At 40.4% G+C, this 25,683-nt stretch carries 15 protein-coding genes; 6 read left to right on the top strand and 9 right to left on the bottom strand.

Features of this window, described 5'->3' with window-relative positions:
- Positions 1–165: 165 nt before the first annotated feature.
- Genes KO525_RS19900 through cutA form a run of 3 tightly spaced genes read right to left on the bottom strand, consistent with a single transcriptional unit; the run spans position 166 to position 3,313 of the window.
- Positions 166–1,143, bottom strand: coding sequence for a GGDEF domain-containing protein (locus KO525_RS19900; protein ID WP_215961807.1), 978 nt, complete (start codon positions 1,141–1,143; stop codon positions 166–168).
- Positions 1,143–2,993, bottom strand: coding sequence for a protein-disulfide reductase DsbD (locus KO525_RS00370; RefSeq protein WP_252736510.1), 1,851 nt, complete (start codon positions 2,991–2,993; stop codon positions 1,143–1,145). Before KO525_RS00370 ends, KO525_RS19900 begins: the two co-directional genes overlap by 1 nt.
- Positions 2,994–2,995: 2 nt before the next feature.
- A complete protein-coding gene (cutA, locus tag KO525_RS00375) occupies positions 2,996–3,313 on the bottom strand; it encodes a divalent-cation tolerance protein CutA (protein ID WP_215961808.1) in 318 nt (105 codons plus the stop codon).
- 124 nt (positions 3,314–3,437) lie between these two features.
- Between cutA and KO525_RS00380 the strand changes: the two genes are divergently transcribed.
- The 6 genes from KO525_RS00380 (at position 3,438) to groL (ending at position 15,345) form a co-directional block, all read left to right on the top strand.
- Entirely contained in the window at positions 3,438–3,935 is a 498-nt protein-coding gene (locus tag KO525_RS00380; RefSeq protein WP_215961809.1) for an FxsA family protein, read from the top strand.
- Positions 3,936–4,167: 232 nt separating this feature from the next.
- The gene (locus KO525_RS00385; RefSeq protein ID WP_215961810.1) at positions 4,168–4,404 is read left to right on the top strand and encodes a helix-turn-helix domain-containing protein; all 237 of its coding nucleotides are present in this window, start codon (positions 4,168–4,170) and stop codon (positions 4,402–4,404) included.
- 794 nt (positions 4,405–5,198) lie between these two features.
- Positions 5,199–6,224, top strand: coding sequence for a two-component system response regulator (locus KO525_RS00390; protein ID WP_215961811.1), 1,026 nt, complete (start codon positions 5,199–5,201; stop codon positions 6,222–6,224).
- A gap of 31 nt (positions 6,225–6,255) precedes the next feature.
- Positions 6,256–13,053 carry a PAS domain S-box protein gene (locus tag KO525_RS00395; RefSeq protein WP_215961812.1) on the top strand — a complete coding sequence of 2,266 codons (6,798 nt, stop codon included), beginning with the start codon at positions 6,256–6,258 and terminating at the stop codon, positions 13,051–13,053.
- Positions 13,054–13,374: 321 nt separating this feature from the next.
- Complete coding sequence (locus tag KO525_RS00400; RefSeq protein ID WP_215961813.1) at positions 13,375–13,665, top strand: co-chaperone GroES; 291 nt, start codon at positions 13,375–13,377, stop codon at positions 13,663–13,665.
- A 30-nt stretch (positions 13,666–13,695) separates the two neighbouring features.
- Complete coding sequence (gene groL / locus KO525_RS00405) at positions 13,696–15,345, top strand: chaperonin GroEL (RefSeq protein ID WP_215961814.1); 1,650 nt, start codon at positions 13,696–13,698, stop codon at positions 15,343–15,345.
- Positions 15,346–15,439: 94 nt separating this feature from the next.
- On the opposite strand, the gene KO525_RS00410 is transcribed toward groL, so the two are convergent.
- The 6 genes from KO525_RS00410 to KO525_RS00435 all read right to left on the bottom strand — a co-directional run bounded on the left by KO525_RS00410 (position 15,440) and on the right by KO525_RS00435 (position 25,658).
- Positions 15,440–16,651 carry an MFS transporter gene (locus KO525_RS00410; RefSeq protein WP_215961815.1) on the bottom strand — a complete coding sequence of 404 codons (1,212 nt, stop codon included), beginning with the start codon at positions 16,649–16,651 and terminating at the stop codon, positions 15,440–15,442.
- Positions 16,644–18,467 carry a serine hydrolase domain-containing protein gene (locus tag KO525_RS19905; protein ID WP_215961816.1) on the bottom strand — a complete coding sequence of 608 codons (1,824 nt, stop codon included), beginning with the start codon at positions 18,465–18,467 and terminating at the stop codon, positions 16,644–16,646. Before KO525_RS19905 ends, KO525_RS00410 begins: the two co-directional genes overlap by 8 nt.
- Positions 18,458–20,152: a tetratricopeptide repeat-containing sulfotransferase family protein gene (locus KO525_RS00420; RefSeq protein WP_215961817.1), complete on the bottom strand. Its 1,695-nt coding sequence runs from the start codon at positions 20,150–20,152 to the stop codon at positions 18,458–18,460. Before KO525_RS00420 ends, KO525_RS19905 begins: the two co-directional genes overlap by 10 nt.
- 105 nt (positions 20,153–20,257) lie before the next feature.
- Entirely contained in the window at positions 20,258–22,726 is a 2,469-nt protein-coding gene (locus tag KO525_RS00425) for a TonB-dependent receptor (protein WP_215961818.1), read from the bottom strand.
- A gap of 115 nt (positions 22,727–22,841) precedes the next feature.
- Positions 22,842–23,699: a carbon-nitrogen hydrolase family protein gene (locus KO525_RS00430; protein WP_215961819.1), complete on the bottom strand. Its 858-nt coding sequence runs from the start codon at positions 23,697–23,699 to the stop codon at positions 22,842–22,844.
- A gap of 147 nt (positions 23,700–23,846) precedes the next feature.
- Entirely contained in the window at positions 23,847–25,658 is a 1,812-nt protein-coding gene (locus tag KO525_RS00435; RefSeq protein ID WP_215961820.1) for a PLP-dependent aminotransferase family protein, read from the bottom strand.
- Positions 25,659–25,683 lie beyond the last annotated feature (25 nt).

Raw genomic sequence — 25,683 nt, forward strand, 5'->3', positions numbered from 1 at the left:
AATTAGTAATTTAACTAAAAAAACACCAGATTTGAATAGGCAGAGCGCCATTATAGTGATTTCAATACAATTAGCAGTAAAATACTGGTCTAATGACCGAAGTTGAATTAATTGGTGGTGCAGATTTGCACCAATACTCAATATTTAAGCGCCGAGTACGCTACTTTATTCTATATCTTCAAAATGAGTAACGCGATTACGGCCATTTTCTTTCGAGTAATATAATGCTTTATCTGCGTATTCGACCAAGTGTAACAAGTTTAGTTCATTATTTATTCCACAACATCCAATGCTAATGGTTAAACTATCGACAGATTTAAATTGGTGGTTTTCAATCATATTACAAAAACGATTTAGAATGCGTTTAGTTTGTTGCCTCGACACATCACGCAAAATAACGGCAAACTCTTCACCACCGTATCGAAACAAACCATCGCGGGAGCGAAAACTCAACCGCATCAATTCAGCTAACTCAACCAATACTTCATCACCAACAACATGCCCATATTCATCATTGATTGCTTTGAAAAAGTCGATATCTATGATTGCCAAGTGCGACTCAAGTACTTCAACAACACCGTCTGAGCTGCGTCGTTTTTCCATATCAGGACGTTGTAATTCAAGTGCCAAATCAATATCAAAACTCTTGCGATTAAGTAATTGGGTTAACCCATCAACTTTAGAGTCAGTGATCAAAATCAGTACATTACAATAGATAGCCATAATACAAATGATCTGTTCATCGACTTCTTCAGACACGTCAATACCGGTAACAATGCAGGCATAAAAGCGGTGATTTAATATCGCAGGGTAGAATATTTTGTTCTCATCAATTAAGGCAAGTTCGTCGACGCGTTCAAGTTCGTCTAAATCAAATTGTCTAATCTGATCAATTTCTTGTGGGTTTTCTAGCGCGCCCGACGAGCTGGAAAACAAGTAAAAGCGATCTCGCTCCGTACCGTCTGAACTCAAATATACCTTATATTCATAAGGTGCCACCACCTCTTCGAGTATGTGCACTAAGGTTTTATTTAGTGCAACCACCGAGCGCTGACACGACATCAACAAAGTATAATCAAACTTTAATGACTCCGCGTCTCTATCTTTATTTCTTTTATTTGTACTTCTAATTTCTTCAGTCACTAGTTAAACGTCGCCCTTAAATGTGCGTTAAATTGTTCAGCATTCATAAACCCAGTTACCCGTCGCCTTTCTAGCTCGTTCCCTGCATTATCAAAGAATAGTATGGTTGGTAATCCTAAAATTTGAAACTTTTCCATAATCTCAATATCAAGTTCGCTGTTTTCAGTCATATCAACCTGCAACATCCGTAATTTTTTCATTTCGTTTTGAACTTGTTTATCACTAAAGGTAAAGGCTTCAAATTCCTTGCAAGCTGCGCACCAATCAGCATATAAATCCAACATAACCCCTTGACCGTTAGACTTTGCGATTAAAATTTCTTTTTCAATGTCGGCAATGGACACGACTTTGACAAAAGTGACCTCTGAATGCTCAGCTATCGCACCACCATTATTAGGGAGTAACTTTAAATGAGGCCAGGCCACAAGCGCCAATCCAAAGAATAGGAAGACATAAGACACCAACCAAAAAACACTTTTAACCGAGGCTTTAACACTGTTAAGGTATTCGTGATGAAAATAAGCGGCCATCGCCAACACCCAAACACCGGCTGTTATCAGTACCCAATGAAACTCAACAAAGCGATCTAATAGGATAACGGGGATCGCTAACAATATAAAACCAAATAAATTTTTAACAAAATTCATCCAGTTGCCGGCTTTTGGCAATAACTTCCCACCAGACAAACCAATGACCAGTAGCGGCAGCCCCATTCCCAAACTTAACACGTATAGTGTCACAAAGCCGATCACCAGATCGCCAGTTTGTGCAACATACAATAATGCGCCAGTTAAAGGCGCTGTGGTGCATGGTGAGGCAATAAGACCACTCAATAACCCCATCATAAATACGCCAACGACATTCCCCGACTTTTGATTGTTGCTCACTTGCGTAAGCTTACTGGTCCAAGAGCTCGGCAATTGTAGGTTATACCAACCAAACATTGCCCCTGCTAAACCGATAAAAATAAGACTGACCGAAATTAAAATAGCGGGGTGTTGCAGCGCAGCCTGAAATTGAGCACCAGCACTTGCCACAATGAGACCCAATAATGAATACGTTAAAGCCATACCTTGTACGTAGATAAAAGCGAGGTATAGCCCTTTTCTCGCTGTTAAGTTTTCCTGACCAGCGATTATGCCTGACAAAATGGGGAACATTGGGAATACGCAGGGAGTAAACGCTAAACCGACACCTAGTCCAAAAAAGATCAGCAGTACCCATGCAAAATTTTCAGAATTCAATCTATCGGCCAATATATTCTGAGTTGAATCCCCTGAAGTGTCATTGTTCAAATACGTCGTTTTGTTTTGCTCAGTCAAAGCAGAAAACGTGGCTGCGGTTGAAGATCCATCAGATGTTGAAGTTGCGGAAGAAAATTTATCGACGGGGACGGTTTTGGAGATTGGCTGGTAACACAGACCTGCTTTTGCACAGCCTTGATAACGAACTTTTAATTCCGCATTTTCACTTACATTGGCAACTGTAACTTTAATTTCCGATTCAAAAAAATATACATCAACTACCCCAAAAAACTCGTCTTCAATTTGGGTCGCGTCAGGCTTTTCGGTTGCTTCAATTGTCAAATTGTCGGCAGCAAACTGAAACTTGTCAGCATATAAATAATAACCATCTGCGATTTCCCAACTTAATGTCACCTCATCGTCGTTTTGGGAAAAGTTAAAAACAAATGCTTCTTCTACCGGCAAAAATTGTGTCTGTTGACCAAACAGAGCTGAGAATGGATCGCTCTTATCTTCGGCATTCACACTTAATGTTGTGCTGATAAGTATTAAACTCAGCACCAAAAAAGAACGTACAACTCCACTCAAACTATTGATAATATTCAACTTTACATCTCACTTGTATTTTGTTCTAACCACTCTAGGTAGGACTTACTGCCCGTATCGAAGTTCAAAACGATATATTCGGGCACATCATAGGGATGATGCTCTACCAATATAGACTCGATTTTTGCAACATTTCTTTCAACTGTCTTAATAATTAATTGAGTTTCTTGTGATTGTTCCATTTTGCCTTGCCATTTATAAATGGACACAATTGATGGAATTATATTAACGCACGCGGCTAAATTAGATTCGACAAGTATCTCAGCAAGTTGATGAGCTGTCGGAAGATCTGGGCAGGTAGTTAAGGCAAGTTTAAACATGCAAGGATCCTAAAAACACATTCAGTTACACACAACTGCGTTACAATACTTGATATAACAGGTAATGTCCCATATTAACGTAATACTATTCGGTAAAATTGGTCATAAAACTTTAGGACGCGTAATGCCTTTATTTGTTATTTTTATTGTAATTCCACTCATTGAACTAATGTTATTGCTCGAAGTTGGATCGATGATAGGCAGCGGATGGACTTTTTTCATCATAATTTTGACTGCAATTATCGGAACCCGATTGGTTAAGCAGCAGGGTTTATCTACGTGGCAGAATATCCAGCAACAATTAGCCCAAGGTCAACTTCCTGCCAAAGCCATATTTGATGGCGTATGTATTCTTGTTTCTGGTGTATTACTAATCACCCCAGGCTTTATGACGGATATATTTGGACTATTATTGCTAACCCCATTATTTCGTACTTTAGTTTATTTAAAGGTTGGTTCTCGCGTTCAAGTCGTGGGTGGCGCAACCGGCGGTCAGCCATTCGGGCCGTCGTTTGGGCAAACGCCAGACTTTGCACAAAACGACAATAACAAAACTGTAGATGATGAAAACAGCTCTAAGCGCCCTACAACAATTGACGGTGAATACATTAGAAAAGATTAATTTAAGTATTCAACTATTTGAATTTCAAAAGCTATTAAACGAGCTTGTTTAATGGCTTTTATTACGGTTTCCACCAATTTAATAAACCGAATTACTTTATACTATTATCTGAAAGCTTAGTTTGCCCATTCTTCAAGTTTCTTCGTTTTAAACGCCACTTTTTTGGAATCGATAGATAAAATCAAATTTATCCTAAAATGGGATATACACTTTGCTCTTTTACATTTAGCGGATGAGCAAAATATGGGATCCTAAACGTCAGCAATTGAGACAATATTTAAAGCAACTCAGAGATGAGTCTGGTTTAACTCAAGCAAAATTGGCGGAAAAACTAAACAAACCACAAAGCTACGTTTCTAAATATGAAAGTGGCGAGCGCAACCTCGACTTTGTCGAGACCATAGAAATTTGTGAAGCGTGTGGTGCCTATAACATAGAAACTTTAGTCAATATCGTATCTGACAAGTGATACTCGTTATGCTAACTCGCTACTAATTAGAAGAAACACCTCCGGATAAAACTTACCAAATTGCATACAAAGTTAATTACGCCCATTCAAGTCACAATAATACTCAACAGCTTCATCCTTGTTTATGGTGTTTTCAACACAAAAACAGGCCATTATTTAAACCCTGTTTATTTAAAGTAAAATTAAATTCACCTATAAATATTACAACTTAGCTAAACCTATTACTGAGTAAGTATTTTTTATGTTATTGGTTGATTTATCGCAATTTTGTTCTAATTTTAATTGTAATGTTGGGGTAATTTGCAAAGGCTGTAAATTTAACATGAGATTGTATGCAATCTGCAAAATAGAGGCTGATTCTAACTCCGGAATAATAATTTATATTTGTCAGGTACTTGCAATCTAATATTCCCAAAACGGTAACATAACTTACACATTAGATAATATTAATTGGTACGCAAAGCACCGATTATGGATGCTAAATTGGCAGGCGCATATCCATTCTGTGCCGAAATAAATCTTTAGTGCTGTTGTGTTGAAGTGCTGTTGTGTTGAAGTGTTGAATGACACTATTAAATGACACTATGGTTAAGCATTGATAAACCTGCCGACTTTATTTTTGAATGAATACAGCCAGACAAATATATTTTTAACGCCGTGGCGCGAACCAGGTTGTGGTTTTAAAAGAAGGTATAAGCAAAAAGTTAGAGTTTGGCGCTGCGCGCATTTACAAAAAACAAATTAATGTTGTACGACAATGTTAACTGGTCGATATTTATTTTAAAGGAAGAAAAATGAGTGACGAAGCCAAAGCAACAATTTTAATTGTTGATGACACCCCTGAAAATATTGATGTTTTGTCTGGCATATTAAAGCAAGACTATAAAATTAAGGCGGCACTAAATGGCTACCTGGCGCTAAAAATTGCATTTTCTGAGCATAAACCAGACTTAATTCTATTGGACATTATGATGCCTGAAATGGATGGCTATGATGTGTGTCGTCAATTGAAGAGCCATCCCGAAACTTCACAAATTCCAATTATTTTTGTTTCCGCTAAATCCGATGTACATGATGAACAAATGGGGTTTGAATTAGGTGCGGTAGATTACTTATCTAAGCCCGTTAGTCCGCCCATTGTGATTGCTCGAATAAAAACACACCTTTCACTCTACGACCAATCACGATTACTTGAAAAGCTCGTTCAAGACAGAACCAAAGAATTGAATGATACAAGAGTCGAAATTATCAGAAGACTAGGCCGGGCGGCTGAGTTTAAAGATAATGAAACAGGCATGCATGTAATTCGCATGAGTTTATTTACAAAAATTCTAGCAAAAAAACTTGGTAAACCTGATGATTGGTGTGAACTCATTTATAACGCCGCACCGATGCATGACATCGGAAAAATAGGGATCCCGGACCGCGTTTTACTCAAACCTGGTAGGTTAAATCCAGAAGAATGGGAAATAATGAAAAAACATTCCGAATATGGGGCCGATATTATTGGCGAGCACCCATCTCCTTTACTGCAACTCGCTAAAGAAATTGCGATGTCACATCATGAAAAGTGGGATGGCACCGGCTACCCAAAAGGGTTAAGTAAAGAAGAAATTCCACTCGCGTCGCGCATAATTGCGGTGGCAGATGTATTTGATGCGTTAACAAGTGTTAGGCCCTATAAAGAGGCATGGTCTGAACAAAGGGCCATTGACTTTATGACTAAAGAGTCAGGTCGTCATTTTGATCCTAATTTAATGGCGCTATTTATAGAATGTTTGCCACAAATAAGAGATATTCAACGTCACTATACGGACTAGATAATTAGCTAAATTCAAAAAGGAATTTTTTATGCATACAGACAACAAGCAATTACTCAAATTGCTGAGATATGTTTGTATAAGTAGCGCATATGTACTGCTTGTTATCGGGCTTATTGTGATTTACGGGTGGCACTCTCAGAATGCAATATTAGTGCAAATCCCCCCTTTTTTTACTGCAATGCAATATGACACTGCCTTTGGTTTTCTATTAGCAGGCACCGGACTCTTCAGCGTTGTGTTACAAAAACAAATGCTCGGCCGAATAGCGGGTACCATACTTGTAATTTTAGGCACTACTGTTTTATCCCAATACTTTTTTGAGTTTCAGTTCAAAATCGACCACTTGTTTGTAAATTATCCCCCCGGAAAAGATACGTTTCAGAACATGTCAATGTCAGTGAATACAGCGATTTGTTTTACTTTAGCAGGCGTTGCCATTTTATGTCTTTCTACCCGTAAATTTGAAAACCTAGTACTTGCAATTACCCCAATGATAATGGCTGTAGCCCTTTTGTCGTTAATCGGGTATGTATTTGATATCGACTCAAGTCTGGTTTTTGGAAACTACGCTACCATGGCGATTCATACATCTCTCGGTATGGCTGTCCTTGCTATCGGTTTATATTCCAAAGCCATTATTAATGTAACTAAGACAAATACACTTCCCATCCGATGGTTAGTCCTACCAGTGGCTATCATAGGCTTCACTGTGACTCTGGGGTTGAGTTTTGCCATGCACGTTACTGCAGGTGTCTCAATTGCGGACGGCAAATTGCTCTCTGCAACCTACGCCACTGAAGCAACTCTGGTTTTTGGGGTCAGTTTAACGAGTATGCTTATTTACGTCCTTTATTCAAAAGTTCGATTACAAACATCCCGAGCGAGCCGAATTACAATATATGCCACACTTTATTTGGGCTCTCTATTGGCATTTTCAATTTTCCAGTACTCAAGTCAAATGCAACAAAAGGACATTGTAAAAGATTTTAATGCAAGATCAGAAAAGCTCATTCGAACATTAGAACTATCCATGTTTCCATATGTGGAGACCTTGTATAATATCCAAACCGGCTTTCATGCCTCTGAACAAATAACTCGGGGGCAATTCAAACAAATCGTTCAACGTTCAATTGATAAATACCCCGGCATTGCTGGCTTAGAATGGTTGCCTAAGATCACAAAAGAAAACCGTCAAATGAGTCAATCAAAAGCGCTTGCTGACGGCCTAGAAGCGTTTACGATTTTTTCTATGGACGGCGATAAAAAATTGCCAGTTGTAGGTCATGGTCCATTTTTCCCTGTTTATTATGCAGAACCATTTACCCAAAACTTACCAGCGATTGGCTTTGACGCAACATCAATCCCCCATGTAAAAGATGCATTTGAGAAAGCACTCATTACCGATTCAGTTACCATGTCTAATCGTATTTCGTTAATAAAAACAAATGCTAGTGGTCTGTTACTCGCCCTACCTGTTTACGCAAATGAGTTACCTCGTATCACACCAGAACAACGTAAAGCCGCATTGAAAGGTTATGCGTTAGCCGCAATCGACGTAAAAGTTATGATTGAGTCCACATTAGAAAAGTACTCTGAGTCAGGCGATAGCCATATAATCTTTGGAGATGCAGACAACCATAACGAGATTCTTTATACCCATCAATCACATTCACCAAATGCCATTAAACTAGAAGAATTAGACGTTCAAAAAGGCCTCAACTATACCGCGACACCAGTGATTGCTGGAAAAAACTGGAAAATTGATATCATAGCCGCAGACCAAAATAGATACTCAGTTAGAACCACAGAAATTTTGGCCTTACCGGTTTCTATCGGCATATTAACTTTGTTATTTACCTTTGTTTTAGCAAACTCACAGCGAAAATTTGCAGAAAGTGAACGACTATTTAAATACCAAACCGCGCTGTTAGACGCCATTCCAAACCCAGTAGTTGTTAAAGACAAAAAATTGAATATTAAAGCGGTAAACAGCGCCTTTACTCAATATTTTGGATTAACCACTTCAGATATTGTTGGCAAAAATTTATATGACACAAATTTTTTACCTAAAGAAATAAAGAAAACCTTTTTTGAGGAAGACAGTCAGCTAATTAAAACCGGGGGCTCAAGCAACAGTGAGATCCAGATTGAATTGCCAAATGGCAAAGTAAGCGACATCTTTTATCAAAGGACGACGTACGTAATTGATGGTCAAATTGACGGTATAATTAGTGTCGCGGTTGACGTTACCGAACAAGCTAATCACCGCCGACAAACTGAAGCAATTTTAGACGCTATCCCTAACCCTATTGTTGTTAAAGACAAAGACCTAAATATACGCCTGACCAACAAAGCATTTGAGAAAGCGTTTGGTCTAAATATGGACGAAGACGACTTAGTTAAGGCAGAAATTACTTCTTTAAGAAACGAACTTAGTCAGCGATTTTTAGAAGAAGACAAATTTATTATTAAAAATGGTGGTTCGAGTAAAAATGAGCTAAACATTAAATTGGCCGATGGACGCTACCATGACTTGTTGTACCAACGCACATCATTTAACTTAAACAACAACGACACTGGGATAATTGGCGTCGTTATCGACATGACTGAATTATCAAGGGAAAAACGACAAACAGATTCAATATTTAGCAATCTAACCGACGGTGTTGGCTTATTAAATCGAAGTGGATTTGTTAAAACCAATCCGGCCTTATTAAATTTGTTTGGTTTTGAAGATGAATATGACCTCATTGGCTTGACGGCTACGTCACCCGAACTGTCACCTGAATTTCAATTAGACGGCACTCCCTCTGCCGATTTGGCGGCGAAGAAAATTGAACGTGTTTTCGCAACGCAAACTCAGCAAACGTTTGAATGGTTACACGCGAAAAATGCCCGTGTACCACATAATTGGACTTCAGAAACAACGTTAATTCCAGTTGAACATGACGGCTTACCTGCCATTATTTGTATTGTAAGAGATATAGAGCAACAAAAAAGAGCACAACTCGAACTGCAGAAAAGTCAAAACGTATTAAATCGCAGTCAGAGCTTAGCTAAAATTGGTGGCTGGGAATTCTCGAAACTGACAAATTCATTTTTTTGGTCTGACGAAGTTTATAAAATCCACGAAGTTGAACCTGGAAACGAAGAAACCTGGATCTCCGATAGTACAGACTGCTATATGGAAAACCGAGAATTATTACTCAACTCTTTTTATGCCTGTCTTGAATCTGGAACGCCCTACGACATTACAAGTAAATTTAAAACATTCAAAGGCAATATTATTTGGATCCGAACCACTGGCGAACCTGTCTTAGAAGGTGAAAACATTATTGGTGTTGCCGGTAACTTTGCAGATATTACCGCAGCAAAAATGGCTGAAATTGAGTTGGAAAACAGTCAACATTTGATAAAAGAGTTTTTGGACAACTTACCTGCGGTTGCCTATTTCAAAGATATTGATGGTAATTATCAACTTGTTAATAAAAGATGGTCCCTCTTAGTAGGTGTTTCTCAAGAGTCCGCGATTGGCAATAATGACCAATCTATTTGGCCCAACAAAGTTATTGCCAAAGACGTAATGGACAATGATCAAGACGTGCTGTCAAAAGGTCACTCTATTGCCTTTGAAGAATCGGTTGAACAACCTGACGGACAATTCAATCGTTATATGAGTTACAAGTTTCCCCTCAAAGACGCAACTGGCAATGTCATCGGATTAGGTGGTGTATCAGTCGATATCACCACACTTAAAAACGCTCAAAAAGCCCTCAACAGTAGTGAGGTTCAACTGCAACTTGCGCTTGAAGGTGCCAATGCGGGTTTGTGGGATTGGGACGCTAGCAACGAAACCTTTTTTACCAGCGATATTTGGTCTGAAATGCTGGGCTACAAAAAACAAGACTTAGTCAAACTTTACAGCGACCAGTATGAGCGCTGGGCAGAACTCATTCACCCTGAGGACATTGAAGAAACGTTCAGTCAGCTGAAAAGCCACATTGCAGGTCGCACAGATAAATTTGAGTCTGAGTATAGAATAAAAACAAAATCAGGCGAATGGAAATGGATGTTGGCCATAGGTAAGGCTTTTGAACGCAACGAAAAAGGCATCGCCACTCGTGTATTGGGGATACAACTAGATATTAATACAAGTAAATCATTACAGTACGAATTAACAAAACAACAGGAACAGCTCAAAGCATTATTTACTGCGCTTCCTGTCGGTGTCGTCATGATTTCGCCATCTGGCGAAATAGTTGAAGCGAATGCGATCTCCGAAGATATTTTAGGGATTACTGCTGACGAAAATAAAGCAACTGAGTTGGCTTCAAAATCATGGAAGATCGTCGATTCAAACAACCAAATAATGCATGTTGAAGATTATCCAGCATCAAAAGCACTAGCAACAGGCAAAATTGTAAAAAATGTTGAGATGGGAGTGCATCGCCCGCAGGGGGATCTGGTATGGATAAGTACAAGCGCTGCGCCACTTGGCAACAATGCTTGTGATGGAGTAGCGGTTGCTTTCGAAGATATTACCTCGAGTAAATCAGCGCAACATGACATTATTCGAGCCAAAGAAATTGCTGAAGAAGCAACACAGGCCAAATCTAATTTCTTAGCAAATATGTCCCACGAAATTAGAACTCCAATGAATGCCATTATTGGGATGAGTCATTTAGCATTGCAAACCGACTTAACCAGAAAACAACGCAACTATATTGCTAAAGCTCACCGAAGCGCCGAGTCACTGCTTGGAATAATAAACGACATTTTAGATTTTTCTAAAATTGAAGCACACAAACTTGATATTGAATGGATTGAATTCAGACTCGAAGACGTAATGGAAAACCTCGCCAATTTAGTTGGACTGAAAGCGGAAGAAAAATCCCTTGAATTCCATTTTGATGTTGAACCTGCAGTACCCAATGCGCTTATAGGAGACCCACTTCGTTTATGCCAAATTTTAGTTAACCTCGGTAATAATGCCGTAAAATTTACTCCTGAAGGCGGTGAAATTGTCATCCGTATTAATGTGGATGCTGTTACCGAACGTGAAGTTAAGCTGCATTTTTGCGTAGAAGATTCTGGAATTGGCATGAGTTTAGAACAGCAAGCAAATCTGTTTAAATCATTTAATCAGGCTGATAGCTCTACAACGCGACAATATGGCGGTTCAGGCCTTGGATTAACTATTTCTAAAAAGCTCACAGAAATGATGGATGGTGAAATTTGGGCTGTTAGTGAAATTGAAAAAGGCAGCATGTTCCATTTTACAGCCGTTTTGGGCGTACAAATGAATGCCAAGGAAAACGGTAAATTAAGCGAAGCTCAGCTCGGTCCACTTAAGATACTCGTCGTAGATGACAACCGCACATCGCAGGAAGTCTTCAAAAAAATGCTTGGTAACTTAGGCTTTAGAGTCAATATTGCCAATAGCGGCCCAGAGGCAATTGAACATTTAATAAAGACAGACTCTACCGACCCCTATGAACTGGTTATTATGGACTGGAAAATGCCAGATATGGACGGTTTCGAGACCATTGATATCATCCAAAACTCAGGAAAAATAAAGTACTCACCAACATTTATTATGGTTACCGCACATGGTATTGATGAAGCGACTTATACAGGAAGAAAACTCGATATAAGCGCTTATCTAACAAAACCGGTCACAGCCTCTAGCATGTTAGATTCCATCTTTGTCGCAATGGGCAAAAAAGTCATGTCTGACCGACAATCACAAATCGGCAAGTTAAATGCTCACAGTGCAATCACAAAATTAAAAGGCGCTAATATACTAGTTGTTGAAGATAACGAAATAAATCAAGAACTTGCTAAAGAGTTATTAAAAACCAATGGGATTAACGTGGTATTAGCAGAAAATGGTCAAGTGGCGTTGGATAAACTCGACAGTATTCCGTTTGACGGCATTCTGATGGACTGTCAAATGCCCGTGATGGACGGTTATACCGCGACCCAAAAAATAAGAAAAATTGAAAAGTATCGAAACATTCCTATTATCGCGATGACAGCAGATACCATGGCTGGCGATCGCGATAAAGTGATCAATATTGGAATGAATGACTATCTTGCTAAACCAATCGATGTCGACAACATGTTTAGCACAATGGCTAAATGGATAACGCCCGCGGTTAATCAAACAGCAAAGCAATTGTTCAAAACTCCAACATCTGTTTTTGAAATACCAAAGATGGCAAATTTAAATACGCAAAAAGGATTAGCCATTACGCAAAATAATCCACAGTTATACGTAAAACTATTAACTCGCTTTGTGAATTCATATGAGCCATTTGCAACGAACCTGCAGGAAAGTGTTACTAATCATCCAAATGGCATTCCGATGTGGGCTCATACCCTAAAAGGATCAGCGAGTAATATTGGCGCTACCACTTTGCAAAATTCGGCGGCCCGATTAGAGACCGAAAGTTTAGATAATGCCCCTATCGAAAAATTAAGCGACGCGTTTCAACAAGTCGACCATGACTTAGGAATGCTTTTAGAAGAGTTAAAACAATTTTTAATCGAAAAATTAGAATTACAACATGAGCTTGCGTCGCCAAAAACTGAACAACCCATCGATGTTAACTGGATTACTGAACAACTTGACCGTTTACTGGAATTCATAGATGACTATGACACCGACGCGTCTAAGGTAATAGATAAGCTCGATCCTGTGCTAACAGGTAGCCTATACCATTGGCAACAACAACGTATTGCTGAAGCGATTAACATTTACGACTTTGATGCTGCAAAAGAAATCGCGCTAGCATTTAAATCAGAATTAAACGCTAACGATTAATTTGTAAAACCGAATAATGCTTAGGTTATTCGGAGTTATTTCAAAAACACAGGCCATTGCATGTCAGCTATATTACTGACAACTCTGAAACAAGAAATAAAAGTTCTGCCTACATATTTAAAGAAAACTTAAACCACATTCTATAAATCGATAATTAAATAGAATAAAAAGTGCGACTATCATTCCGAATTATTTCTATTTTTTTCGCTTCTAGCCCTTGGGTTCTGAGATAACACCCTTATATATTTTGCCAACTCAAAGTCTTAAAATTTTTGTCGACATCAGTCGGCCTAATACAACAAATGTTTGGAGAAAAAACCAATGAGCATTCGTCCTTTACATGACCGTTTAATCGTTAAACGTGATGAACAAGAAACTAAGTCAGCTGGCGGTATCGTTTTGACTGGTTCTGCTGCGGAAAAATCAACTCGCGGTAAAGTCATTGCAGTTGGCAATGGTCGCATTTTGGAAAATGGTGATGTTCGCGCTTTAGACGTTAAAGTTGGCGACACTGTTATCTTCAATGATGGCTACGGCATCAAAACTGAAAAGTTAGACGGTGAAGAAATTTTGATTATGTCTGAATCAGACATCTTGGCAATTGTAGAATAATCTTAGAACAAATTTAGTAGGTAATTAGACATGGCAGCAAAAGACGTAAAATTCGGAAATAGCGCACGTACAAAAATGTTAGCGGGCGTAAACGTTCTTGCAGACGCAGTAAAAGTAACTTTAGGTCCTAAAGGCCGTAACGTTGTTTTAGACAAAGCATTTGGTGGCCCAGCGATCACTAAAGATGGTGTTTCTGTTGCAAAAGAAATCGAACTTGAAGACAAGTTTGAAAACATGGGCGCACAGATGGTTAAAGAAGTTGCTTCTAAAGCCAATGATGAAGCCGGTGACGGAACAACTACAGCAACGGTTCTTGCGCAAGCAATTATCACTGAAGGCATTAAAGCTGTTGCAGCCGATATGAACCCTATGGATGTTAAGCGCGGTATCGACAAAGCGGTTAAAGCGGCAATCGAAGAACTTAAAGCATTATCGGTTCCATGTGCAGATAGCAAAGCAATTGCACAAGTAGGCACTATCTCTGCAAACTCAGATGCTGAAATTGGTAACATCATCGCTGACGCAATGGAAAAAGTGGGTAAAGAAGGCGTAATCACTGTTGAAGAAGGTCAATCATTAGAAACTGAACTTGACGTTGTTGAAGGTATGCAGTTTGACCGCGGTTACTTATCTCCTTACTTCATGACAAACCAAGAAAGTGGCACGGTAGAATTAGAATCTCCGTTCATTTTGTTAGTTGATAAAAAGATCTCAAACATCCGTGAATTACTTCCAACGTTAGAAGCAGTAGCAAAAGGTGGCAAGCCACTACTTATTATTGCTGAAGACGTTGAAGGCGAAGCATTAGCAACACTTGTTGTTAACAACATGCGCGGAATTGTTAAAGTTGCAGCGGTTAAGGCTCCTGGCTTTGGTGACCGTCGCAAAGCGATGTTACAAGACATTGCAATCTTAACTGGCGGTACTGTTATCTCTGAAGAAATCGGTATGGATCTTGAAAAAGTTCAACTTGAAGATTTAGGTACAGCAAAACGTGTTGTTATCACTAAAGATGACACAACGGTAATCGACGGTGCTGGCGAGCAAGCTAATATCGACGGTCGTGTTGCTCAAATCAAAGCTCAAGTTGAAGAATCAACTTCTGACTACGATAAAGAAAAACTTCAAGAACGTTTAGCTAAACTTTCTGGTGGTGTTGCGGTAATTAAAGTTGGCGCAGCAACTGAAGTAGAAATGAAAGAGAAAAAAGACCGTGTTGACGACGCATTACACGCGACTCGCGCTGCGGTTCAAGAAGGTATTGTTGCCGGTGGTGGTACTGCATTAGTTCGTGTAGCGGCTAAACTTGTTGACCTAGTAGGCGACAACGAAGACCAAACTCACGGTATCAAGATTGCCCTTCGTGCGATGGAAGCACCGCTTCGTCAAATCGCGTACAACTCAGGTGACGAAGCCTCTGTTGTTGTTAACAAGGTTAAAGAAGGCGAAGGAAACTTCGGTTACAATGCGGCTAACAGCACATACAGTGACCTAGTTGCAGAAGGTATCCTTGACCCAACTAAAGTAACACGTCTTGCGCTACAGTTTGCTGCATCAGTTGCGGGTCTTATGATCACAACAGAAGCTATGGTAACTGACGCACCTCAAGACTCATCTGCACCTGCAATGCCTGATATGGGCGGCATGGGCGGTATGGGTGGAATGGGCGGAATGATGTAAGTCTGTCGGGCCTTTTGCTCTAACAAAAAACCGCTAGCCTTGGCTTAGCGGTTTTTTTTGTCTATGTCATTAGATAATTCATTTACGGCAAGGATTATGTTTTTTTATCTAACAATCTTGCTGGTTTAAACACAACGATAGCACAGGCTATAAGGCCAACGGCTGCTAGATTTATGACTCCGGCATAATTCTCATCAACAATCACTAACGCCACCACCATTGGGCCACTAGCTAGCCCCATTTTTGACGCAAATCCGCCCATCGCAGCATACTGCCCCGCTTTATCAAATTCGGCACACATACCAAATAAGTAAGGTAAAACAAATGCCCAGGTGATCCCTATGATGAAATTCATCACAGAATACATCTGTGGAATTTCGCTGTAATGCAACATCCAGCTGCACACGGCGGTGATAATAATGCCAAATAACAGTGGGTATGCTCGGCCCAATTTAGTGCCAATTACCATCACAGCTAATGCACCAACAAGCGCAATCCAGCTAGCCATACCAAGGGCTGGGCTCATGAAATCGAGCGTTAAGCCTTCAACTTTACCAATTCCGATCATATATGCAAACAACCCCATATTTGCACCTTGAAAGAGGAAAATACCAAAAAGCGTTAAAAACAATGGGACTCGTTTGATGACCTGCTCTGCTTGTCGTTTCTTATCTTCATTTGTCACCGGATAATCGGTTAAAAATGGCAACATACAAAGCGAGACAAATGTAAACGCTACCAACGAATAAAACAGTGCGCCAACCCCAAATAGTGGTACTAAATTTGGAATAAACATTAAACCTAATCCGCCGAGCCCCCATTGAATAAACAGCAAATAACCAAAGGTTTTGTCCGGTTCGGTTGTTCTTGAAATAATGCCAAAACCAATACCAACCAATAATCCGCCAGTGAGCCCATGGAGTGCACGGATAAGTACCATTATTGTAGGGTCAGCAATATGTACGCTAATTAAATCGATAACTAATATTGCCGCTAATAAAATATAAGCCCACGTTCTCCAGTTAATTTTTTTAATGATGAATACCGCGGCTAACGCACCTAAAGACGCCCCGTACAAATTGGCAGAACTAACAAAACCAGCTTGTTGTGTGGTAAATCCTAACCCTTCTTTTAAGCCAGAAACAACAGCTGGCATGATATTGATATAAAAAATACCGGCGGTTGTTAAAAACGCTAAAAACACTCTGGCCCAAATTCCATTAGGCTCGACTTTAAATGTTCGAAGGCTCGTTTGTAGCTCAGGATCTTGCTTGCCGGTTTCGACGGCTTGAGTTTGATCAATCATGTTTTGTCCTTTTAGAGCAAATTGCTTGGCGAGTGTGTAACTCAGTAATAGCGAGACTCCAGTCGTAAATACCACTGTCGCTAAAATAAAAATATTGGATCGTGGGACTGACTAAAACAACGGAAATACCGCCATATCCAGACAAGTAAGGTAACCAATGTGGTTCTGCACAATCAGTATGAGTTGCTATGTTTTGCTTCCAAAAGCTCTGGTCATAACGGGTACTAGCAAAATTGGTTAAACTCCCCTGGTCAGTTGATGCTGGATTAAATAATTCTGCAGCAACATTAGCCAAATATCGAGTTACTTTAAATACGTCATCGCGGGTAAAAAACAACCCGAAACCGACAAAAGGTTGCTGTTCTTTGTCACTTGTCCGCCGTGTTTCATAGGCAACAGGGCTTAATCTTAGTTTGGGCCACAGATCATGACCAAATACGTATTTAAACAGGTCCGTTTGAGGCCCCTTCATTCCCCTAACAAATTGATTTAAGGCCGTCCCCAACAAATAAGTATCTGAGGTGTGGTAAACAAATTTAGTACCGGGTTGAGACTTGCGTGTAAACTGCTGACAAGCGTATTTTATTTTTGAATCATGGCTGCTTGCCGCGAAAAACTGCTGGCTATGATCTGCCGCCTCATCTGCCGTTGGGTAACCGGAGTCGTAATTACCAGTCGTCATATTGAGTAAATCTAAAAATGTGACATCTTGCCATTGAGGTAAATCACATTGCGGCACCCATTCGCTGACTTTTTGATGATAAAGCTGCGGGTATTCTCGCTGCAACAAATACATACTTAGACCACCAAAAATGGTTTTGGCGGTCGAATAAGATGGCATAACGAGCTCTTCACAAAATGGATATGGCCCGGCTCGGGTTTGGCACTGCGAAACATAATATTGGCCATTAAATGCCAAGCCGTACATCGTCATGTCAGTGGGTTTGATCAATTTTGTTAAGCTCAGTTTTGCCATATCTAACTGCGACAAGTTTTTTTCAGCAATCGGTAATTGGCTTATTGCCTCAATTGGCAATTTATTTTGTTGTTGATTAACGTATCGAACGACTGCTTTTTGCTGGACGCTTGTGAGCACTGTAGTCAACTGACTTTCCACTAATTCCTGCTGTTTATTTTGTGTAACAGCTTGTTTAGCTTTTTGTTTAATCTTTTGATTAATCTTTTGTTTAACTGCACCAACACCCCACATATCGACTTTATAATACAGGCAAGTCTCACTGCTAATTTGATAATAAAACTGCGAGGCGGTAGTGCCCGATTGCTTCGGGTTTATAACAAAAGTTAATATCCCGTTGTGAACACAATTTTGATTCTTCTCTACCAAATTAAATGGCATAACCACTTGGAATAGATTGCCTTGATCATCTGTTCGCCAAACATCACCAACGCCTAAAATATAATCCCAATGAGGATGAGTGGTGAATTGCAACGATTGTGCAATTGGGATGATTTTGTGGTTTAAGGTAACAAAATCAAACTCGATTTCAGGCAACAAAACACGCTGGTTTGTAAAGTCATTGGCGCGGGTTTTAAGTTCAAATTCGTAGCTGTCGCTTTGTTCGGTCAATACAAGATGACTTCGATTTTTGTCACTGGCTAATTTAACTTGGCCCGTTAGTGTAGGGTTAAAACTTTGCTTGATGGCCTTAGGCCAAAGGTCAAAATTAATAGGTTTGTGTATGTCCAAATCGCTGGTGCGAATTAACTGCTCAGGGGTAGGTACAGAGCTCATTGCCGATAACGTCACCGACACTAGGGTTAGCAGAAATAGCGTAAACCATTTAACTAATCGCACGTGATACCTGCACTAATCAACCTTGCCTTTAACGCGGCTAATTCAGTTTCATAATGACGCCATTTGGCAACTGAGCTTTTGTGGATAGCCTGACGTACCTGACTCGAACTTGCAGTATTAACCGCAGAATGATTATTTTGCACTTCTATATATTGGGCTTGCCAGTCGATTTGGCAGAAATCAAACACGGCTTTCCCTATTGATTGGGGTGTTTGCACCAAATCTTCATAGGCAATATTCAGCATCGATAATCCAGGCAATGTTTGCCAATGAGCCATGAGGTCTTGATAGGCGACAAAGTAGTCGGCGAGTTCTTGTTGGTCGTAGGAAAACGGATACGCTTGCTGGAATAGCGTTTTATAAACTGCATAACAGGTGTCCATTGGATCACGAATCATATGAATGATTCTGGCATTCGGAAGTGCTTTTTTAATTAAACCAACATAAAGAAAATTAAATGGCAACTTGTCGATTACATACTCTACTATTGGCGTGTTTTTGTCATCGGGAATATGCTGTTTTAGTGCGTCGAGATAACGACTGCCTAAAACTTCAAAATCAATTTTACTACTGCAGCGAATAAAGTCCCGTTTTGACTTTATATCACCAGCAAACTGTTTTGTTGTTTGCTCGGTTAAGAGTCTCGTAAAGTCACTCAATTCTCCGGCGGCGTACACATTTGGCGCGGCAGATAGAACTCGTTCCAGTAAAGTTGACCCTGTTCTGGGCATGCCCAAAATAAAAATAGGGATGATCTGCTTTTCCCCAACCGTTGAAGCGTTTTGTTTAAACTCTCTGTGCGGTTCTGACCGCAAGTCTTTATCTTTAATTTGTCCGGCCAACCACCACGGGGTGTTAAATGTTGTTTTTATATGAGTGATGACATCGAGGTCTTGCTGAACATGGTATTCAAGATGTTGACGTCTAATCTTTGCGCCTTTTGCTAAATGTTTAAAAGCGGTTGAGTATTGCGCTAAGTCTTCATAGCTTTTGGCCAATGCAAAATTAACCTGAACTTCATGTCTCGGCGACAAACTCGTAGTTAATAACAACTGCAAAGCCGATATATGATTCATCTCGTTTGTTTGTTTAGCTAAATCGACAAGTAAACAATGGGCATCAATGTCATTACCGTTAAGTTGTATCGCCGTTAGCAGTGAAGCTTGCGCCTGAATAAGCTCACCACAATGACGTAAAACGGTCGCCAAGCTATAATGATGTTCGTTATTTGACGGGTCTAATTGAATCGCTCGCTTATATTGAGCCACCGCCAATTCAGGTTTATTCAATTGCGAATAAAATAAGCCGAGTTGATTACACTCTTTCGCAGACAAATTTGAGTTACCGGATAGCGTGTCTAAAACCGTTAATGCCCGATTTTTTTGCGATGTCATTAATAACAGATTTAATACAGAAAATTGCCATTGATGTATGTGTGGGGCTAATTCACAAGCGTTGACTAAACACGCGATTGCTGCTGAAAATTGCTTTTGCTGCGCTAAGACCTGGCCATTAAAAAAACACGCTTCGGCATGATCGGGGAATTGTTGTGACAACATTTTTGCAATTTGAGTTGCCTCTAACGGTTTTTGCTTTCGCAAATATTGCCAACCTAAATCAAGTAAGCTGTCGACGGAATTTCCCGCCAAACCTTCAAGCTCGTTATGTGTGTTTTGTTCAACCATAATTTCCAATCAAGCTAAATGTAACCATTTTATTCGTATTATTTTATTTGGTTTTATTAAAGCATAAAGCCATACCTATGTATGGCTCTATGTTTAATCAGACGATTAGAACTGATAAGAAACTGACGCTCCAATCGTTTGCGGGCGAGCGATAAAATCCTTTTGGTTATTACCGTAGAAGTTTTCAAAAACTCCTGTATCGGTACTTAAATAACTGTCTGGGTAACTGCCCGTTACGCCTTCTTCATTACCAAGGTTTTTGATGTAAAACGAGAGCCCCCAGTCGTCTTTGATAAAGTTAACCGAAGCGTTCCAAATTGAAAACCCGTCAAACTCAGCATAAATCGCACTGGTTGGAACGACGGAGTTTGTCGACTCTGACTGGTAATAGCCCGACAAGCGACTCGTCATTTCAATGTCATTGGTAATCTCGGTGGTATGACTAATATTGAACGACAACACATGTTCGGCTACGCCAGGCAGCTGCTGGCCGGCTTCTGCGGTAACCGACAGACTCTGTGGTTGGATCAAATCATCAGTTAATTCAGCCTTGGTAAAAGCATAACCCACGCGCATGGTAATATCGTCTGTAAGTGCCACACTTGACTCAAGTTCCAGACCCGATGTCTCCGCCGCAATACCATTTTGAGCCATGAAAAATGCCCACCATGCGGTGCCAGTATTCAGTTGTGGATCATCCCATTTAACCATATAAACGTCGGCTGAATAGGTGAACCCGCGGGCAAAACCTTTAACGCCCAGTTCATAGTTTTTCACTGTATCTTTACCATAGGTTTCGACCGACTCTGGATTGAGTTCAGCAAAAGGTCCATCAGTTGGTATTGCGTTCGACCCACCGCGACGGAACCCTTCAGAATAAGTGGCGTAGACCATATTATTATCATTAATGTCATACGATAAATTGAGTTTAACTAATACATCACTTTCTTCCTGTGTCGGGAATGGCACAGATTCAATTTCTCGCGCTTGACCATAATAGGCGTCAATTGCGGTGTTGTTTTTCAGTGTATTATCAAACCAACGTGCCCCTACCGTAGCCCTAAAGTCATCACTAAATTTGTAGGTCAGTTCGCCATAAATCGCTAGATCTTCAAATGTTTCGTGGCGAATATACGTTAAATCTTTATCCGTTGGCGCACCTACCCACCAGCGCGGAGCGCCACTGGCATTCACATCCGCAGCGCCATAATATTCGATACCCCGTAAATGACTTAAGTTTGTGGTAACACGCTCTTGGTCCATGTAATACACACCGGCTATCCAGTCTATTTTACTGTTTGGATCTTCATTGGATACCAATCGAAATTCTTGTACTAATGCTTTATCTTCAAATCCTGCTTCAACATGAGATGCCGGTCTAGGATTGCCGGTATACCACGCATTGTACCAATCTCGTCCGCCAGAAACCCATAAACTGGTATTGTCGCGCCAGCCTGAACCTTGATGATCATATGAGGATGTATTAGACGTTAATGTGGCAAAACCAAAGTCTGCTTCAATTTCCATACTTGTTAGATTTACATCTCGTTCAGACGGTTCTAATAATGTCGCCCCGTGTTCGTAATCATCATAAACATTGCCGTTATAGTCGGCACCGCGTGTAACAGCTCGGCGACCACCAACTTCATCAGTTTGAAAATGGTGAGTTAATGTCAGTTGCACATCATCCGTAATCGCAATTCCGTAAGCGGCTTTAAAGTAAGTAATATCGACACTGTCTACGTCTTTTTGGCTGTGGTAACACGAGCCATTATTAACAAGTTCACTAGTAGTTAAAGCGCTACTGCTCGCTGAAACACAAGAACCATTATCTGCTTTAACTAACGGTACGCCTTCGTCATCGAGTTGATAAAGGTTTGGCATGTCGATAATGCCGTCGTTATTTAACTTTCCAACCACAAATCGTACAGCGGACTTGTCATTGATAGGCATATTAAACATGGCATCCAAGGTCATGTTATTACCGTCAGAGCCGTCTGTTTTGCTTAAGTCGAGTTTTAAGCTGCCTTCTGTTATTTCAGGATCTGGCTTATTCATAACATAACGTACCGTGCCACCTAAAGCGCCTGAGCCGTAAAGTGTCCCCTGCGGCCCGCGAAGTACTTCAACACGTTCAATATCTTTTAATAAAAAATTGGCAAATATTGGTGTCGCATCAACATAACTTGAAACGGTAGGCACCGTCGATTGACCCACATCGGCCCCTGAAATACCACTTTCGACATTAATACCACGAATAATCATGCTGTTTGTTGTACCACCATTTCGGTGACCTTTATCAACAATCGTTATGCCCGCAACGTTTCTCAGCAATTCTGCGCTATCTGATATGTTCTGGTCTTCAATATCGCTGCCTAATACCGACGAGATATTAAAAGGCAATTCTTCTTGGGACACTTTACGATGGGTTGCCGTCACTTTGATGCGTTCGATATCGCCTTTTTCGACTTGAGTGTCTGCTTGTTGCTCTGCAGCCAAAGACGAAAACGACATTACTAAAGCTGCGCTAACGGCGCTGGTTATAACAGACTTTTTAAACGTTGCATTTTTCATGTTATGGTTCCAAATTTGTTGTTGTTTTATTTTTAACCTGCATTCGAGATTAGACTAGCAAGCGTTGCTAACGGTAGTACCAGTTTTCGCTCATCTATAAGTCCAGTTGTCAAAATCACGAATTATCTGCGTTGTCTTGCAATGGCACAGTCAATGGCCCAAGTGAATCTAGGTAATCTGTATCTTTTTTTGTTAATTTACTGAAATTTATAGGGTTATCCCGTAAGCTTTTGAGTGGTTGGCCTAACCCTAACCCGCCCCGAGTTCGAACCCGTTTGACTCGCTCAAAATCAATTTCAATTGGAATAATTTCTTCGCCGATATTGGCTTGATAGATAACATTGCCATCTGGCTCTACGACGATGGACTGCCCTGTGCCGTAGGGTTCCGACGCATTAATACCAAACACATAACATTGGTTCATCACTGCGGTTGACTGCGACATGATTAATTCTAATGGTCTATCAATAGTGCCGGTTAGAGTTGGAAAAATAAGTACGTCTGCACCGTCACAAACCATAGCTCTAGCCACTTCTGGAAACCAAAGATCGTAACAAATTGCAATGCCGATACGCCCCCCTGGCACGTCAAAAGTCACTATGTCTGACCCTTCCTTTACACCTGATTCATAAGGTAAAAATGGAAATATCTTACGATAACGTGTGACTATTTCACCGAGGTTATTGATCACCGTTGAGGTATTGTAAATGTCATCACCGTCCTGCTCATACTGAGAACCTGTGATTAACCATACGTTATTGTCTATGCACAATTTTTGATAATGATGTTCGGCCTGACTGGGGAAACTCGATGCGTATTTTTTTTCTGGCCCGTAGGTACAAAGCTCAGTTAAAACAATCATGTCAACCCAGGGAAACCGCTTTTTGGTTTTGACTATGTGTTTTGAAATAACATCTAAATTGTCGCCGCTTTCTAATTTTAATTGCAGTCCTGCAATTGAAAAATGACTCATAAATACACTCACGGTTAAATTGACGTAATAACGTAGTTGTTTGTGTATTTAATGTACGTGCTGAATTGCAAGATAGGTTAGTACCAGTTTGAAGTTAGTTATAGGGCCAGTTTAACCAAACTGATAATTGAAGGACAACTGCAACAACTAGGTGATCTCTCCTATAATGTCGAGCTCTCGAACAAAACAATAATTTTGATCAAACCATTTCATCTGTTCTCCGTCTTGAACTACATAAAAACATTTCTCTTCACCGTAACCCCATAAGTCCCATTTACGATAGTATTTACCGCCTTCAATCCACCAGTGACCGCTATCATATTCATCATCTTTGCCGCCGGTATGGCCCAGCATCGTGCCGTCGGCCAACAAATCTATGGTGCAAGGCACACCGTAAACCATCTGACATTCGAGTCGAACATTGGTTAAGGCTTGTTTGAGTTTTTCGCCGGTTAACAGTCGACCTTTAGCGTTAGTTAACTTCTCTTCGAATTCTTCGGTTAGTTGGTGAATTAAATCAGCGAGTTTTTTAACCCCTATTTGAATTCGCTCGTTTGGAATGCTGGTTATGCCCATTCTAAAACAATTTTCAGGGTAATCTGATTTGGCAAAATAACGTTTAACTGGTTCTATTAAAATGCCTTTAGCCGCTGCTTGCTCACGCAAATGTTCGCCGTCTAACTCTTTTGGTCCGGTGATCCAATACGCTGTCCCACCTTGAATGGGTCCAGTATCAACGCAATTAGGTAAATAGATGTTAAGTGCTTCACGCAGGCTTAACCAGCGTTCAAAAAATAACTTGTGGAGTTGCATCATGTACGCATCGTAATAACCTAAAGACAAGAAGTACGCCACAGCACGCTGATTATTTAAAGGGGGATTGCGTAACATTAGTTTACGGAGCTTTTTGAGTTCCAATATTACTGACGCCTCTGCGACTACAAACCCCATTTGTATGCCAGAAGCCAAAACTTTGGATAAACAAGAAATATACACCACTCGATTTTCAGTATCTAAACTTCGTAATGCTGGGTGGGGTTGGCCTAAAAAGTTACTTTCAAATTCAAAGTCGTCTTCGATAATGATTAGGTCTTGTTCCTGCGCTTTTTTAAGCAGCTGATCACGCCGTTCCATCGACATAGTGACACTTGTTGGCGTCTGATGACTTGGCGTGACATAAACCGCATTACACTCATTAAGCGTGTCGTTTACCACCATGCCGTTGTTATCAACGTCTTGGTATCTAAGTGACGCACCGCGTTGCAGCAACAATTCACGCATTTCAGGATAACCCGGTTCTTCAACCGCAACAGTCACTGACTTATCAACAAACAACTCGGCCACTAAGTATAAAGCTTGTTGGGAGCCTACTGTAATTAGAATTTCATCTTTAGACGCTTGAATACCCCGCCGAGGAAGGATTTTGGTTCTGATCTCATCGAGTAACATAGGATCGTCTTCCCCCTGCAATTCAGACCATTGAAAGATCTCTTTGGTGGCATTTGCTTTGTTAGTTGCTTCGCGCCATTCACGAACCGGATATAATGACGAGTCAAATTTTCCGTCAATAAATGGGTAGATATAACTGCGCCAATTAGCAGGGCTAGATGTGGCATTTGTTGTCGCGACCGCCCCTTTGAACTTATGACTATAATTACTTGGGGCAAGTTTGTTATTCGTCGCCAGGGATTTTCCCACACGACCTTGTTGCAACGCTTCACTAACGTAAATACCACTGCGCTCGCGGCTGACAATATATCCTTCATCAAGTAAGGTTTGATATACCAAAACAACGGTATTACGTGAGACTTCTAACTGCTTTGCTAATACACGAGTCGACGGGAGTTTGCTGCCCGCTGAAAACGCACCAATAAGAATGCCTTCCACTAATTTGCGGCGGATCTGACTTTGCAGGCTTTCTTCACTGTCGTGTTCGATGTGTATTAGTCGGCTCAACATGGTCTTTGATCTTCTCCCCGATAAA

It is taken from the genome of Psychrosphaera sp. B3R10 (genome assembly GCF_018861025.1).
GTDB lineage: Bacteria > Pseudomonadota > Gammaproteobacteria > Enterobacterales > Alteromonadaceae > Psychrosphaera > Psychrosphaera algicola.